The sequence below is a fragment of the Hymenobacter sp. B1770 genome (assembly GCF_049896385.1).
Taxonomy (GTDB): Bacteria; Bacteroidota; Bacteroidia; order Cytophagales; family Hymenobacteraceae; genus Hymenobacter.
Genome location: NZ_JAFCUF010000001.1, coordinates 557,348 through 572,655, shown reverse-complemented (window position 1 = coordinate 572,655; position 15,308 = coordinate 557,348). Strand labels below are relative to the sequence as shown.

At 60.0% G+C, this 15,308-nt stretch carries 14 protein-coding genes; 7 read left to right on the top strand and 7 right to left on the bottom strand.

The window, feature by feature from the left end; all coding sequences use genetic code 11:
* Window positions 1-191 precede the first annotated feature (191 nt).
* Both ACP7AJ_RS02340 and ACP7AJ_RS02335 read left to right on the top strand, forming a co-directional pair.
* Window positions 192-605 (top strand): septal ring lytic transglycosylase RlpA family protein, encoded by a 414-nt coding sequence (locus tag ACP7AJ_RS02340; RefSeq protein ID WP_426058574.1) that lies wholly within the window; start codon window positions 192-194, stop codon window positions 603-605.
* Window positions 606-649: 44 nt separating this feature from the next.
* Complete coding sequence (locus tag ACP7AJ_RS02335; protein ID WP_426058573.1) at window positions 650-844, top strand: hypothetical protein; 195 nt, start codon at window positions 650-652, stop codon at window positions 842-844.
* Between the two features lie 38 nt (window positions 845-882).
* On the opposite strand, the gene ACP7AJ_RS02330 is transcribed toward ACP7AJ_RS02335, so the two are convergent.
* From ACP7AJ_RS02330 to ACP7AJ_RS02315, 4 genes are all read right to left on the bottom strand, one after another.
* A complete protein-coding gene (locus ACP7AJ_RS02330) occupies window positions 883-1,257 on the bottom strand; it encodes a hypothetical protein (protein WP_426058572.1) in 375 nt (124 codons plus the stop codon).
* 50 nt (window positions 1,258-1,307) lie between these two features.
* Window positions 1,308-1,970: an SOS response-associated peptidase gene (locus ACP7AJ_RS02325; protein ID WP_426058571.1), complete on the bottom strand. Its 663-nt coding sequence runs from the start codon at window positions 1,968-1,970 to the stop codon at window positions 1,308-1,310.
* Between the two features lie 153 nt (window positions 1,971-2,123).
* Window positions 2,124-3,773: an alpha-glucan family phosphorylase gene (gene glgP / locus ACP7AJ_RS02320; protein ID WP_426058570.1), complete on the bottom strand. Its 1,650-nt coding sequence runs from the start codon at window positions 3,771-3,773 to the stop codon at window positions 2,124-2,126.
* A 174-nt stretch (window positions 3,774-3,947) separates the two neighbouring features.
* The gene (locus ACP7AJ_RS02315; protein ID WP_426058569.1) at window positions 3,948-4,400 is read right to left on the bottom strand and encodes a ferritin-like domain-containing protein; all 453 of its coding nucleotides are present in this window, start codon (window positions 4,398-4,400) and stop codon (window positions 3,948-3,950) included.
* A gap of 254 nt (window positions 4,401-4,654) precedes the next feature.
* Here ACP7AJ_RS02315 and ACP7AJ_RS02310 point away from each other — a divergent pair, with 254 nt between their 5' ends.
* From ACP7AJ_RS02310 to ACP7AJ_RS02290, 5 genes are all read left to right on the top strand, one after another.
* Window positions 4,655-6,559: a glycoside hydrolase family 13 protein gene (locus ACP7AJ_RS02310; RefSeq protein ID WP_426058568.1), complete on the top strand. Its 1,905-nt coding sequence runs from the start codon at window positions 4,655-4,657 to the stop codon at window positions 6,557-6,559.
* Between the two features lie 29 nt (window positions 6,560-6,588).
* A complete protein-coding gene (locus tag ACP7AJ_RS02305) occupies window positions 6,589-7,296 on the top strand; it encodes an SDR family oxidoreductase (protein ID WP_426058567.1) in 708 nt (235 codons plus the stop codon).
* Window positions 7,297-7,346: 50 nt separating this feature from the next.
* Window positions 7,347-9,167 carry an alpha-amylase family protein gene (locus ACP7AJ_RS02300; protein WP_426058566.1) on the top strand — a complete coding sequence of 607 codons (1,821 nt, stop codon included), beginning with the start codon at window positions 7,347-7,349 and terminating at the stop codon, window positions 9,165-9,167.
* A gap of 96 nt (window positions 9,168-9,263) precedes the next feature.
* Window positions 9,264-10,679: an MFS transporter gene (locus ACP7AJ_RS02295; protein ID WP_426058565.1), complete on the top strand. Its 1,416-nt coding sequence runs from the start codon at window positions 9,264-9,266 to the stop codon at window positions 10,677-10,679.
* Between the two features lie 235 nt (window positions 10,680-10,914).
* The gene (locus tag ACP7AJ_RS02290; RefSeq protein ID WP_426058564.1) at window positions 10,915-11,901 is read left to right on the top strand and encodes a glycosyltransferase; all 987 of its coding nucleotides are present in this window, start codon (window positions 10,915-10,917) and stop codon (window positions 11,899-11,901) included.
* A 67-nt stretch (window positions 11,902-11,968) separates the two neighbouring features.
* Here ACP7AJ_RS02290 and ACP7AJ_RS02285 read toward each other — a convergent pair whose 3' ends face one another.
* The 3 genes from ACP7AJ_RS02285 to ACP7AJ_RS02275 form a co-directional block, all read right to left on the bottom strand.
* A complete protein-coding gene (locus ACP7AJ_RS02285) occupies window positions 11,969-13,270 on the bottom strand; it encodes a protoporphyrinogen/coproporphyrinogen oxidase (RefSeq protein ID WP_426058563.1) in 1,302 nt (433 codons plus the stop codon).
* Window positions 13,271-13,309: 39 nt separating this feature from the next.
* Window positions 13,310-14,512: a toxin-antitoxin system YwqK family antitoxin gene (locus ACP7AJ_RS02280; RefSeq protein ID WP_426058562.1), complete on the bottom strand. Its 1,203-nt coding sequence runs from the start codon at window positions 14,510-14,512 to the stop codon at window positions 13,310-13,312.
* A 61-nt stretch (window positions 14,513-14,573) separates the two neighbouring features.
* Window positions 14,574-15,296 carry a c-type heme family protein gene (locus ACP7AJ_RS02275; RefSeq protein ID WP_426058561.1) on the bottom strand — a complete coding sequence of 241 codons (723 nt, stop codon included), beginning with the start codon at window positions 15,294-15,296 and terminating at the stop codon, window positions 14,574-14,576.
* Window positions 15,297-15,308 lie beyond the last annotated feature (12 nt).

The following is a 15,308-nucleotide window of genomic DNA, read 5'->3' as shown; positions in this document are numbered from 1 at the left end:
TTGGGACTGAGGCGATGCCGGCCCTCTTTTCGTCTTTTTTTGTCATCTTGCCAGTGTTCAATTGGCCAGATGCCGTAAAGCAAATCAGGTAGCAGAGCAAAACTGTAGCTGCTTTCCGAGGTTTTCGAGGGGCCCGAGGCAAACTGAAGCAATGCATGCGACCGAAGGCTACCGACCATTAGCAACACTCAATGAAGTTGAACCACCCAGCTATTGCACCGCACCGCGCTCCATTTGTCTACCTGCTTTGGATTGTAGTGGCAGCAACCCTGCTTTCGGCCTGCGGCAGCCGTAATGCCTTCACCCAAACCGGCCAGGGCTCTTATTACGCCGATAAATTTGCCGGTCGAAAAACTACCAGCGGCGTCCCGTATCGGCCAGGGAAGATGACGGCTGCCCACAACACCCTACCCTTTGGCACCCGCATCAAGGTGACGAATGTGCGCAATGGCAAGTCGGTGAAGGTGACCGTAAACGACCGGGGCCCGCACGTGAAGGGCCGCATTGTGGACGTTTCGCGCAAAGCCGCCCGCAAGCTCGACCTCGTCGATGCCGGCGTGGTTCCGGTTCAACTCAAGGTTATCAAGGCCGCAGCGGCACGCTAGGCACGAACACGTATTCAACAACGACTTTACAATTTTCTTATCAGATGAATATCCGCAAGAAGGTACGCTGGAATTTGCCTCCGGATACGAACCGCTACGCCGCCCTCGACCTGTGGGTGCGGGCAGCCGAAGACGAAGATTGGTCAGATGCCGAAATTCAGCACGTGATGGATGAGGTAGTGGAAGCGGAAGACAATGCTGCTGGGTTAGAAGTCTTGGCTTGGTACACTTTCAAGTAATTTGTTAGCACACCCGCAGGGTTGCTCCTAGCGTTCTGCTAGTGCGTTTGCGGAACCGGGCGCACCGCCTGGCGCAACCACGTGCCAGATAGCGCGGCCAACCCGCCCACCAGCCCGGCTACCACACCGGTCAGAACCACCAGTGCCACCGGTGAGCCGCCCAGCGGCAGCAGCTGCGCCACGCGGTGCGCCAGCAGGCCGTTGTTCTGGTACGAAAGCCACGCAGCAGGCAGCAGCCAGCTCAGCCCGGCTCCGCCAAAGCCGGCGCCAAAAGCGGCCGGACCCGATGGGGCCATGGTGAATCCTACCACGAATGAAACCACGGCCAGGCTCCACCATGGCAAGTCCAGCTGCACAGCCGAGGACAGCACGAGGATAAGCAGCAGCAGGAGCCAAGGGTTACGCCAATTCATGCGGGCAAAGTAACACGAACGGCAGCGATTCCTCGGGCCAGGAAACGACTTTACGCCGCTGCCAGCACTTCGGCGTCGTTGTTGGCCGGTGAGTTCACGCGCTTGCTCACCACGTACTCCCGCATAGCCGCGGCATCGTGGGGCACGAGCAGTTGCTGATGCGCCGCCACGCCCAAGCCGTCGTCCAGCCAGGCTTGCTCGGCGCTGCGGGTGGGCAGAATGACGGGCATACGGTTGTGGATATTGGCCATCAGCGCGTTGGGCTCGGTGGTGATGATGGTGAAGGTGGGCTGCAGCTCGCCGGTGCTGCGGTCGAGCCACTCGTCCCAGAGGCCGGCAAAGGCAAAGAGCTGCTCGTCGCGCAGCAGAATGCGGTGCGGCACCTTGCCCTCGGGCGTGGCCTGCCACTCGTAGAAGCTGTCGGCTAGCACCAGGCAGCGCTTGCGCCCTAGCAGCTGCCGAAACGAGGGCTTCTCGGCCAGCGTTTCGGCCCGGGCGTTGATGGGCTTGGGCCCCTTGGCCGGGTCGCGGCTCCAGCTGGGCACTAGGCCCCAGTTCAGCAGCTGAATTTGGCCAGGAGCCGTGTTGGTGATGATGGGCAGGCGCTGCGAGGGCGCGGCGTTGTAGTTGGCCGGCGCGGGCTCCGTGAACTTGGCGTCGAAGCGCTGCTCAGCAGTTGGCGCGGGAGCGATGAAGGTATAACGACCACACATGCCAGATATAGAGAAAAATGAGCTAAAAAAAGAACGTCATGCTGAGCTTGTCGAAGCATCTCTACTGCAGCAGTAATCTAATGACTACGTTGGTTGCGCGGTAGAGATGCTTCGACAAGCTCAGCACGACGTTCTTTTTACTCCATAAAGAGCCTAGGCCTTGTACAGCTGCTCGTAGTACTCCCGGGCCATGCGGCCCGACTCAAACGCGGGCTCCACGTCCTTCATGGCGGTTTTCACCACTTTCAGGAAGCTCTTGGGCTGGTCGTAGTACATGGGCAGCACCTCATTTTCGAGCACGTCGAGCAAATCGGTCGCTTCCTGGTCGTCCTTCACTTCTTCGGGCAGGTGCTCGTCGGAGTGCGTGATGAGGAAGCCGTTTTCGCCGTCGCGGCAGAACTCGGGAATCCAGCCGTCGGCGATGCTCAAGTTCACGCTGGCGTTCATGGCGGCGGTCATGCCGCTGGTGCCGCTGGCCTCGCGGGGGAAGCGGGGCGTGTTCAGCCAGATGTCGGAACCCTTTTTCAGCGCAGCCGAGTGGCCCAGCTCGTAGCCGGTGAGCACAGCGCAGTTTTTCAGGTGAGCCGTGCGCTTGATGATTTCGTTGAACAGGTCCACCGCGCCAAAATCTTTAGGGTAAGGCTTGCCAGCCCAAATTATCTGGATGGGACGCGCGGTGTTGGTGGCCAGCGCCACAAACCGGTCGAAGTGGCGCAGAATGAGGTCGGCGCGCTTGTAGCCGGCAAAGCGGCGGGCCCACACGATGGTCAGCACCTTGGGGTCGAAGATGTTGCCGGTTTGGTCAGCCACTATTTTGAAGAGGTCTTGCTTCAGCTCCTGCTTACGGGCCAGCAGGGCGGTGTCGTCCTTGGCTTTGAGGGCCGCGGCCAGCTGCGGGTCGCGCCAGTAGGAGCCGTTCTGGCTGTTGGTGATGGGGATAATGGGGCAAATGCCTGCATGGTGGCCCCACATATCGAGGCTCACGAGGCCGTGTACTTTGCTCACTGCGTTGGCCTTGCGGGCAAAGCGCAGGGCGGTGAGCGTGTAGTTGAGAGCATCGTTCTCGATGCGGGCCACGCGGCGCACTTCCTCCTCGGGCACTTCGCCGAAGAAGCTCATGTCGGTGAGCAGCTTCATGAGGCGCTCCTCGTTGCCAGCCAGCTCGGGGGTGTGCGTGGTGAACACCAGGCGCTTCTGCACCTCGGCCAGGTCGCGGCCATGCTTCTCGTAGAGGTAGAACGCCAGCGGCAGGCCGTGGCCTTCGTTGAGGTGGTACACATCGGTTTTGCGGCCGAGCAGGTCGAGCATTTTGCCGCCGCCCACACCCAGCAGGATGCTTTGGGCCACGCGGGCCGCAGCGTCCGGGTCATAGAGGTGGTGCGAGATGGTGCGCGAGATGTAGTCGTTTTCGGCAATGTCCGTGGTCAGGAAGAACATCGGCACCGTGCCGAATACTTCCGGGGCCAGGTACAGCACCTTCACAAACACATCGGCGCCGTGAATGGTGATGGGGAACAGCAGCCCGGTGTCTTCCAGAAACGAGTAGTGCTTCTGGCGGAAGTCGGCCCGCATGGTTTGGTCCTCGTTGCGGCCCTGGTCGTAGTAGCCAAAGCTCCACAGGATGCTGATGCCGACCAGGTTCTGCTTCAGCTCGTAGCCGGAGCGCATGTGCGAGCCCGCCAAAAAGCCCAACCCGCCGGAGTAGGTTTTAAGGGCCTGGTCGACGGCAAATTCCATCGAGAAATACGCTGCGGCCGTTTTGTACTTGGCAGCTGGGGTGTAAGGTTTAAAAGTAAAGGCCATAAGAATTTGCTGCGTAGGCTGTTGCCCGCGACTTAAGGGAAAGCTGGTTAAAATGTGATATGCCAGAACCTGGACTGTAGCTTGTTGCGGGCGCAAGGTCTGAAGCATTTTGCAAACAATGCAAAAGTCAGATATCTCCTATGAGCTTAGACCTCTGCAGGCATCGGCAGGGCCCTATACCTCTTGCAGGCCTTTGAGCTGCTGCAGCTTGCGCAGCGTTTGCCGAGAGGCTTTGTGCTGCCGCTCTACGGCCTGCCGGGCGGGACCAGTCAGGGCCGAATCAGCCAAGGCTTCCGTGTAGGCTTTGATGGCCCACTCCTCGCCGTAGATGTTGGAGTCGAGAATGCTTTTCTCGTTGCGGCTGGTCACAATGGCCCTGGCATCCATGAAGCCGCGGTAGAACTTGCCTTTGAGGGTGGTACTGCTTTCGGCATCGCCACCCGCGGCGCGGGCAAAGCCGTTTACCTCGTTTGCAAATTGTTCGCTTTGCTGCACCAACTCCTGGTAGTAAGCTTTGTTTTGCGGGTCTTTGGTTTCGTCGGCCGCGGTTTTGTAGCCTTCAATGCGGTCGTTTACGAAAAGAGCTAGCTCGTTGAGCGTATCGGCAAGTTTGGAGGAATCAGCCATGGGAGAGGGCCGGGGGCCATAATCATGAATAGGTTTCTATGAGAGCACGCCTTTTCGGCGCCAGACATTCCGCTTCCTAACGGCAGCTGCACGGATGAGGTTGACGCTAACCGAATATTTGTTAGCCTAGTACCTCCGGTGCCACGCCTTGCCCAGTTTGCGGCGCGCAAGCCGGGCCTGCGAAGCCTTGGGTTGCCCACCTTCCCCGCTGCGACTACCTTGCCGGCTCTATTCTACGCGTCCCGCCTTTTCCCATGAAAACCACCCACCTCCTGTCTTTGCTTGCTGGAGCTTTGCTGCTGACCCCGGCTGCCGCCATAGCCACTCCCGTGGTCCCGGCAACCCGAGCCGCCGCGCCCGATGCTAAGCCCGCGCCCATCACCCGCATCGACCCCACGTTTTGGTGGGTTGGCATGAAGAACCCCAAGCTGCAGCTGCTGGTGCACGGGCCCGGCATCGGGAGCAGCACCGTCACGCTGAACTACGCCGGAGTGACTCTCGACGGCGTGGTGAGGATGGAAAGCCCCAACTACCTGCTGGTGAATCTGACCATCGGCCCGGACGCGAAGCCTGGCAAGGTGGCGCTGCAGTTTGCAGGCGCCAAAAAGGTTAAATACGAGTACGAGCTGCGCGCCCGCAACACCGACCCCAACCGCACGCAGGGCGTGACCAGCGCCGATTTCGTGTACCTGCTCATGCCGGACCGTTTCGCCAACGGCAACCCCAAAAACGACGTGGTGAAGGGCACCCGCGTAAACCGAGTGGCCCGCGATTCCATGTATGCCCGCCACGGCGGCGACCTGAAGGGCATTGAAAACCACTTCGACTACCTCAAAGAGCTGGGCGTGACCGCCATTTGGCCCACGCCGGTGGTGGAAAACGACCAGCCCAAAGCCAGCTACCACGGCTACGCCCTCACCGACTACTACACCGTGGACCCACGCTACGGCACCAATGCTGAGTACGTCGGCTTCGTGAAAAATGCCCACGCCAAGGGCCTGAAGGTGATTCACGACGTGGTGCTCAACCACATGGGCTCGGGCAGCTACCTGTTTCGCGACCAGCCGGCCAAGGACTGGTTTCACCAGTGGCCCAGCTTCACGCGCAGCAACTTTCGCGATGCGGCCTTCAACGACCCTTATGCCTCGAATTTCGACCGCAAGCAGTTTGGCGAGGGCTGGTTCGACACCCACATGCCCGACCTCAACCAGACCAACCCGCTGGTGGCCACCTACCTCATCCAGAACTTTCTGTGGTGGGTAGAAAACACGGGCCTTGATGGCTACCGCATCGACACCTACTCTTATTCCGACCGCAATTTCCTAATGCAGTGGGGCGCCGCCATTCTGGAGGAATACCCCAACCTTGGGATGTTTGGCGAAACCTGGGTGCAGGGTACGGCCCAGCAGGCCTACTTCGCGCAGAACATTTTCCCGGAAACGCAGGGCTTCAAATCCAACCTGCCCGGCGTGACGGACTTCCAGATGTATTACGCCATCAACGAGGCCCTGACCAAAGACGCGGGCTGGACCGAGGGCATCAGCAAGCTCTACTACACGCTGCAGGCCGACTGGATGTACCAGAACCCGATGCGCAACGTGCTGTTTCTGGACAACCACGACCTGAGCCGTTTTTATTCTGTCGTTGGCGAGGATTTCCAGAAATATAAGATGGGCTTGGCTTGGCTGCTTACCTCCCGCGGCATTCCGCAGCTGTACTACGGCACCGAAGTCCTTATGAAGAACTTCACCGACCCCGATGGCAAGGTGCGCGAAGACTTCCCCGGCGGCTGGCCCGGCGACAAGAAAAACCTGTTTACAGCCGCGGGCCGCAACGCCCAGGAGCAGGAAGCTTTTCGCTACGTGAGCACGCTGGCCAACTACCGCAAAACCCACCCCGTGCTGCACTCCGGCAAGCTCATGCAGTTCATCCCCGATGCGGGCGTGTACTCCTACTTCCGCTACAACGACCAGGGCGAAGCGGTGATGGTGATGATGAACTCCAACAAAGACGAAAAGTCTGTGGATACGGCCCGCTTTGCCGAGCGGCTGGCGGGCTTTTCGTCGGGCACGGAGGTGACGAGCGGCGCCGCCCTTGCCGATTTGAAAACATTAAAAATCCCGGGCCGTACGGCGTGGGTTGTAGAATTAAAACGATAACTTCAGCTAAAACCGGCTTCGACCACACCATGACCGACCTCACCGACCAAGTTGCCATCGTAACCGGTGCCAGCCGGGGCATTGGCAAAGCCATTGCCATCGTTCTGGCCCTGCAGGGCGCCAAAGTAGTGGCCGTGGCCCGCAACGAAGACGAGCTGGCCGAGCTCACCCACAAAACCAAGGGCTTGAGCATCGTGGCCGACGTAACCATGGAGTCCGACGCGGAGCAGGTTATTGAGGGCACGCTGCTGCACTACGGCCGGCTCGATATTCTCATTTGCAACGCGGGCGTGGGCTCCTTCAATGAGCTGGAAAACTTCACCAGCACCGAGTGGGACCGGATATTCGATACCAACGTGAAGGGCACCTTCCTGCTGTGCAAGGCCGCCATTCCTCATTTTAAGGCTCAGAAAAAAGGCCACATCGTCGGCATTGCTTCCGACGTGGCCCGGCGCACCTTCGCCCACGGCTCGGCCTACGGCGCCAGCAAATATGCCCAGGACGCCATGCTGTCCACCCTGCGCAAGGAAGTGCGCCCGCACGGCATCAAGGTGAGCAGCATCTACCCCGGGCTGGTCGATACCTACTTCAACGACACCACGCCGGGCAGCGCCGAGGCCGAGAAAACCCACCTCCGCCCCACCGACATCGCCCACGCCGTGCGCTACGTACTCGAAGCGCCGCCCCACGTGGTGATAGACGAACTGATGCTGCACCCGCTCACGCAGGAATGGTAATCTTCAATTAACAGTCGTCAGTGAGCAGTGAACTGCTATCTTGCCGCACCATGAAAAAACTGTTGCTGGCTGGCGGCTTCCTCACTTTGGCAGCTTTCTCTTTGCCCACTCCCCCTTTGGACGACCTACACACCACCAACGACCCCAACACCACCGCGGAGATTCCCCAAGACAACAAGCTGGTCATCTACCAGCTGTTGCCCCGGCTTTTTGGCAATAAAGTAGCTCTGAACAAGCCGTACGGCACCATTGCGGAAAACGGCTGTGGCAAGTTCAACGACATCACCGACCAAGCCCTTGCCGAAATAAAGAAGATGGGCGTGTCGCACGTGTGGTACACCGGTGTGCTCGAGCACGCCACCATGACGGACTACAGCTCCCATGGCATCCCGGCCGACGACGCCGACGTGGTAAAGGGCCGTGCGGGTTCGCCCTACGCCATCAAGGACTACTACGACGTGGCCCCCGACCTGGCCGTGGTGGTAAAAAACCGCATGCCCGAGTACGAGGCCCTCATCAAGCGCACCCACAACCACGGCCTGAAAGTTCTCATGGACTTCATCCCGAACCACGTGGCGCGCTCCTACCGCTCCGATGCCAAGCCCCAGGGCGTGGTGGACCTAGGCGCAACCGACGACAAAGCCAAGGCCTTCGCGCCGAATAATAACTTTTACTACCTGCCCGGCAAAAGCTTCGTGGTTCCTGCGGACTACAACCCGCTGGGCCCCCTGACCGGACCGGCGGAAAACAAAAAATACACCGAGAACCCCGCCAAAGCCACCGGCAACGACGTGTTCTCGGAGGCACCGAGCATCAACGATTGGTTTGAAACCATCAAGCTGAACTACGGTGTGGACTACCAGCAGGGCCGCAAACCCCACTTCGCGCCCGTGCCCGACACCTGGAAGAAGATGCGCGACATCCTCGTGTTCTGGGCCGGCAAAAACGTGGACGGTTTCCGTTGCGACATGGCCGAAATGGTGCCCGTCGAGTTTTGGGCCTACGTCATTCCAGAGGTTAAGAAGGTGAATCCCAACATCGTTTTCATTGCCGAAGCCTACGACCCCAAGGTGTACAAAACCTACCTGGACCAAGGCAAATTCGACTTCCTCTACGACAAAGTGGGCCTCTACGACGGCCTGCGCCGCCTCATGCGCCAGGAGAGCAGCACCGAGGACATCACCCGGGTTTGGAAGGAAGAAAGCAACGGCTTCTCGTCGCGTATGCTGCGCTTTCTTGAGAACCACGACGAGCAGCGCATCGCCTCCAAGGACTTCGCCACTGACCCGCGCCGCGCCATTCCGGCCATGACCGTGACCGCTACGCTGGCCTCGGGCCCAGTCATGCTCTACTTTGGGCAGGATGTGGGCGAGCCCGCCCATGGTAGCGAAGGCTTCAGCGGCGAAGACGGCCGCACCACCATTTTCGATTATTGGGGCGTGCCCGAACACCAGAAGTGGCTGAACCAGGGCAAATTCGACGGCGCCAAGCTTAGCCCGGAGCAAAAGAGCCTGCGCGACTTCTACCGCCGCCTACTGAACGTGACCAGCTCCAGCGAAGCCATTCGCAAGGGCCGCTTCTACGAGTTGCAGGACGCCAACAACCTGGGCAAGGAGTACAACCAGCGCCACCTCTACGCCTACCTGCGCTACACCGACAAGCAGCAGGTGCTGGTGGTGGTCAACTTCAGCGCAGACAAAACCTACCGGCCCGTCATCAACGTGCCCGCCGAGGCCATGACGGCCATGGGCCTGGATAGCAAGCGGTTTTATACCTACACCGACCTGCTCAACCCCAAACAGCCGCTCAAAACCCTTAAGCTCACCCTGGCGCCCCTGTCGGCCCACGTATTCGAGCTAAAGCCCCAGTAAGGGCACCGCAGTACGTTTCCTAATTAGTATGTTTGATGGCCGCCCCGCCCCCGCCACCGGAGGGCCGTGCGGCCATCACTTTCTTCCTCCTTCCCAATGGCTGCTCCCACCGCCGCTTCCTCGGTTAGTACCCACGAAAAACCCCGCCTTAGCTTCTGGCAAATCTGGAACATGAGCTTCGGCTTTTTGGGCATTCAGTTTGGCTTCGCGTTGCAAAACGCCAACGTCAGCCGAATCTTCGAAACCATGGGGGCCAATACCGACGACATTGCCTTTCTATGGCTGGCCGCACCTACAACAGGTTTGCTGGTGCAGCCCATTGTAGGCTACATGTCAGACCGCACTTGGAGTCCACGCTGGGGCCGCCGCCGGCCGTTTTTTCTCGTAGGGGCCATTCTCGCATCCCTTGCGCTGCTGGTGATGCCCAACGTGACAGCCCTGTGGATGGCAGCTGGCATGCTCTGGATTATGGACTCCAGCATCAACATTTCAATGGAGCCTTTTAGGGCTTTGGTGGGCGATGTTCTGCCCTCAGGGCAGCGCACGACGGGCTTTGCCGCTCAAACATTCTTCATCGGGGTTGGCGCCATCGTAGCATCCTCCCTGCCCTGGATGTTCACTAACTGGTTTGATGTGAGCAATACGGCTGGGCCGGGTCAAATCCCATTGTCGGTCAAATATGCTTTCTACATTGGCGGCATCGTGTTTCTGCTGGCTGTGCTCTGGACCGTAATTCGGACCAAAGAGTACCCGCCCGAAGACATGAAGGCCTTTGAGGAGGAAAAGCGGCGCACTGCCGGCTTCTGGAATGGCGTACGCGAGTCGTTCATGGGAATCTTCAATATGCCAAAAACCATGAAACAGCTGGCCGCCGTGCAGTTCTTCTCTTGGCTGGCACTATTTGCCATGTGGATTTATATGACGCCGGCCATTACCAGCCATATCTATCACACCACCGACACCACCTCGAAGCTCTACAACGAAGGAGCCGACTGGGTGGGTGTTTGCTTCTCGGTATATAACGGCGTTTCGGCGGTTTTTGCACTCTTGCTCCCCAGTATTGCCCGGCTTACCAACCGCCGCCTCACCCATATGCTGTGCCTCACGGCGGGAGGATTGGGCCTGATTTCCATCTACTTCGTGCAAGACCCAAAAATGCTACTGCTCTCGATGGTGGGAGTAGGTATTGCCTGGGCCAGCATCCTGTCGGTGCCGTACGCCATGCTCGCCGGGGCGCTGCCATGGAACAAAATGGGCTACTACATGGGTGTTTTCAACTTCTTCATTGTGATTCCGCAGATGGTGGCCGGTGTCACCCTTGGCTTCTTTACCAAAAATGTTTTTCATGGTGCGTCGGTCCTGACCCTGGTACTGGGGGGTGTTTCCATGATAATCTCCGGGCTGCTCACCCTTCGCGTCGACGATGCCGACGATGTACGCCCGGCCGCCACCGATGAGCCCGCTGATACGCTAGGCTACGAGAAGCTGGCTCCAGCCAACCCAGAAGTATAATTCCGCGGTTCCCTCTCCATATTTCTAACGCCTCACAACCCAAAAACCAGCATTTATCCGATAGCTACCGCTAACCCAGCTTGCGTATTTATCAAAGGGTCCACCTTTCGAATATTGCATGCTGGCTGCGGGTATTTTTTTCGGGTTGTTTTTTGCGATTTGCCTTGGGCTGGTGTTGATGCTACCGCGGCGCTACCGACGTCGGCGTCAGAGGGCCCGGCCACCCCGGCCACGGGTGAGCATACTGGTGGCGGCCCGCAACGAAGAAGCCACCATTGAGCGCTGCCTGCGCTCGTTGGCACAGCAGCGCTATCCCACCGGCCGCCTTGAGGTTCTTATCGCCGATGACCACTCTACCGATGCCACAGCAGCGGTTATTGAAGCGTTTATACAGGACAAGCCCCAGTTTCAGTTGCTGCGGGTGCGCGAGCGGCTGGGCCGGGCCAAGGACAAAAGCAATGCTTTGGCTCACCTATGCCGGGCCGCTACCACCGACTATTTCCTATTTACGGATGCCGATATGGCCCTGCCGCCCGACTGGGTGAGCACCATGCTGGCTGCCGTAGAGCCCGGCGTAGGCGTGGTTACGGGCATCACAACATCAGAGGGCAGCCTCTTTGGCCGTCTGCAGGGCCTCGACTGGCTGTTTGGCCTAAACGTTATTCGGGTATTAGCCGAACGGGGGCTGCCCTCTTCCGCCATTGGCAACAACATGCTCCTGACCCGGGCTGCCTGCGAAAGCATTGGCTGTCTCGAAGACATGCAGTTCGACGTGAGCGAGGACCTGCAAATTTTCCAGCAAGTAGTGGCCCGCGGCTGGGGCTTTCGCCACCTCTGCGAGCCCCAGGCCCTGGGCGTTTCGGAAGCGCAGCCCACCGCGCATGCCCTCCTGAAGCAACGCAAACGGTGGATGAAATCGGCCGGAGGCCTGCCGTGGTACCTGACTGGATTGTTCGGCATGTACGGCGTCTTCTACGCGGTACTGTTCTGGCCGGGCTTTTTGCCGCCCCCCATCGTAGCGGGCATTTACCTGGGCAAAATAGGGCTGCAAACCGTGTTTCTGGCCCTGACGCTCCGGCAAACCGGCCGCCGCGAAAACCTTGGCGTATTGTTGCTTTATGAGGTTTACCTCTGCGTCATGTCCTTAGCAGTACTCATTTACACGCTCTGGCCGGGCCAGCTGGAATGGAAGGAGCGGCGCTATACGCTGGCCCAGGCATGAGCAGCACTGCGCCGGGGCCCTGGCGAAGTAGCCCTTTGAAATAGCGGCCTGCAATGGCTGTGCGCTGCTACTGGGCCAGCAGTATTTCCGCTACCTCGCGCCCAGTGGCCAGGGCCGCATTCAACGACGGATAAGCAGACCAGTCGCCACAGCGGTACAAGCCCTCGGCCAGCTTCAGTGGCTGCCGCACCGGCTGCCCGGGCAGGTACACGGGCAAGGCAGCCGGAATACGATAGCTGCGCAGGTGCTCCCATTGCCGTGCGGCCGGCCCAAACCATGCGGCCAGCTCTTCGCGCAGGCCCGCCGTTAGCTCGGCTTCGGTCAGGCTGCGTTCGCCGTGCGTGCTTACTGAAATCAGGACTCGGCCATTGGGCGCGTATGCCCCGCTTACATCGGCTGGAAAACTCAGGTTGTGAGCCAGCGCTCCGGGGGCAGCATTGAGGCGCAGGAGCTTATCGCCCCGGCCCGGAGAATGCCCATCGGCTGCGAAATAAGTGCAGGTGGTGAGGCGTGCCGCGGTGGGGAAACTGGCGGCCTGCACACTGAAACCGTCATCGGCATTGCCGCTGCGTCCAGCCAGCAGGCGCAGGGCAGTGAGACCGTCGGTGGCCAGCACCACGGCCGCGCCGTCAAGCACCTGCCCAGAAGTAAGGCGCACCCGGCCGCCTTCTACTGCGGCCACCGGCGTGCACAGCCGCACCGAGTCGGTGGGCAAGCGGGCTGCCAATTGCTCCGGCAGCTGCTGTATGCCCAGGGCAGGCACGGCCGCGTCGCCCGTCACGAACTGCTGGAACACAAATTCGAAGAAATTACTGGCCGTGCTCAACTCCCTGTCCAGAAAAACCCCGCCAAAAAAGGGCTTAAAAAAGGTGTTTATCATTTGCTCGCTCCAGCCATAGCGCTGCAGGAAAGAAAGCGTGTCGGTGGCGGGGCGGGCCAGCAGCTCTTCCGGTGTATGCTTGAGCACGTGCCGCACCAGGCTCACAACCCGCAGCTTGTCGTAGAGCGTGCCAATAGGCGAAGTGAGCGCCGAAAAAGCCGCCAGCGGACGCTGCAATGGGTTTTGCAGGGTGGTTTCGCGGCCATCAGCCAATCGAATAACCGCTCCGGAGCTAAAATACTTGAGTTGCAACGCACTATAGTCGAAGATGCGCCGGGCTTCCGGATAGTTAGTAAGTAGAATCTGAAAGCCCCGGTCGAGCCGGAAACCCTCAGGAGTAACGTCGGTGCGCACCCTCCCCCCCACGGCGTCGGCGGCATCGAGCATCAGCACCGGGCGGCCGGCCCGGTGCAGCCACGTGGCACAAGCCAGGCCAGCCATGCCGGCCCCAACGATGATAATGGGCTTGGAAGAAAACAAAGGATTCATGTTAAACAAATACGATTTCGGCCGGAAAGGTTGGGCTGGCTAGGGCCGGCTAACGCTAACCGTCGCCGGCGGACTGGCATTATAGCCAGGTTGGATGATTAGCGAGTACCGGTCAAGTCCTACAGTAAACTCTACTGTGGCGGTGCTTTCCACGGGTTGCCCGTCTTGATGTGCAGGCTGCCAGCGGGGCAGGTTGCGCATGATGCCCAGCATCTGCCGGGCCGCTTCGAGGTTGGTGCCTTCGGGCTGGCTGGGCTCGTTCTGCCAATTGCCTTTGGCGTCGAGCCGCACCTTAAACCGCAGCGTCCCCCGATAGGTGGTCAGCGGGCTGACGCCGTTGCGGTCTGGGTTTTCGATGATGGGACGTATCCGCAGCCACATCAGCTCGGAATACGCTGAGGCTCCACCGCGGTAAAATGCCTGCTTGAACGACGAAGTAACGGCTGGCACCGACGCCGCTGCTGCCACGAACTGGCACGGCTGCCGTAGCCGGAATGTTTCTGCCGCTTCGAAAGTCTGCTCTTGGCTGGCCACCACCCGCGACACCCCCTTGTATTTTTCGGTGCGGCCGCTGGCAACGATGTGTTCCACGCCTGCCACCACGGCGCCGGATGGCCCGTAGGTTTCGGTGAGCAGCACTTTCGAAGTGAATTTGGGCGAAACCAACTGCCAAGTGCCGGTGGGGCGGCCATCGATAACGGGGCCGCTGAACTGAGTGGCGCCGCCATTCAGCTGGCGCTTCCACTGGCCGTTGCCATTCACCACCACGGGCTGGCCGTCGGCGGTCCAGGCCGCGCGCACTTCGGGCTGCGCGTTGGTGCCGTAGCTCAGCACCTCAGCTGGCTGGCCCGAAGCATACCAGAACTTCCACTCGCCGCTGCGCCGGTTACCCAGGTACTGGCCTTGGGCTTCCATCTTGCCATTGCGGTGGTAATGCGTGAACAATCCCTCTTTCTGGCCGTGCTGGTAGCGCCCGGTCAGCTGCACCGAGTCGGTGGGCCAGCGGGCATCGCGGAAAGCGCCGTGGAACGAACCTGTGCCGTCGAGCCGCGTTTGGCGGCGAATGCAGGCGCAGGCTGGTTGGGCCATGCCATAGTCCGTCTCATAAAAAAAGTTGAGGCTGTCGCCAGCCACCACGCGCACGTAGGTGTCCAGCGAAGCCGTGGCCGTTGTTTGGGCCGGGGCTTGGCTGGCGGCCAAGCAGGACAGCAAACAGAAAGCCGAAAGAGCAATAATGCGCATATTTAGGAATGGATAGAATTTGCGCTAAGTTAGAGCCTGCCGGGCTTTGGGAATGCGCAATTCAAAACTTGTGCGGCTTCCATTTCTTGCGCGTCTTCATGGTCCAGAATCCAGCCACGCCGTCGCGGCGCAGGCTCACCTGCCAGGCGCCCATTTGCTGGCCCAGGCGATAGCCGGTGACCTCATCCTGCGGGAATTGCTTTTTGAGGAAAGCGTACTCGGCCGCGGCAACGTCTTTGCCCACTTCGCCGTGGCAGCGCAGGCACAGCGCATTGTTCAGCACAATGGGCCGTTGGTAAAAAAACACCTCCTGCGACTCGCGGGTGATGGTGCGCGTGGTATCGGTGCGCAGCTGCTCGGCTGCTAGGGTGGCCCGGTGCTCGGGGTTGCGCGGCCGGGCACTCACGCGGCGGGGCGTTGCTTTCATCGCGCCCGCCAGGGAGTCGACAATTCGATAGGTTTCGGGCCGGCAGAAGGCTGCGGCCTGGGTAACCCCGCCCGCAGCCAGCTCGCGAGCAAGCGTGCGGCGCAGGAGCGTGTCGGCCGTGGCCGTGAGCGAATCGCCGGCCCAGCGCGTGGCCTTGAGCAGGTCTTTGGGCATGATGCGCTTTACTTCCCAGTTGGCCGTTTCGATGCCGATGCGCTTGGTGTCTTTAAGATGTTCAACCTGGTCAGGTCGGCAAGCGGTGGCGGCCAAGGCCGCAGCCGCCACAAGGCAAAAATGCGTGGCAGCGCGCTTGGCGGCACCGGAGGCAGGAAGTGGGCGAAAAATGCTGTTGAACATCAATGGGAGCAT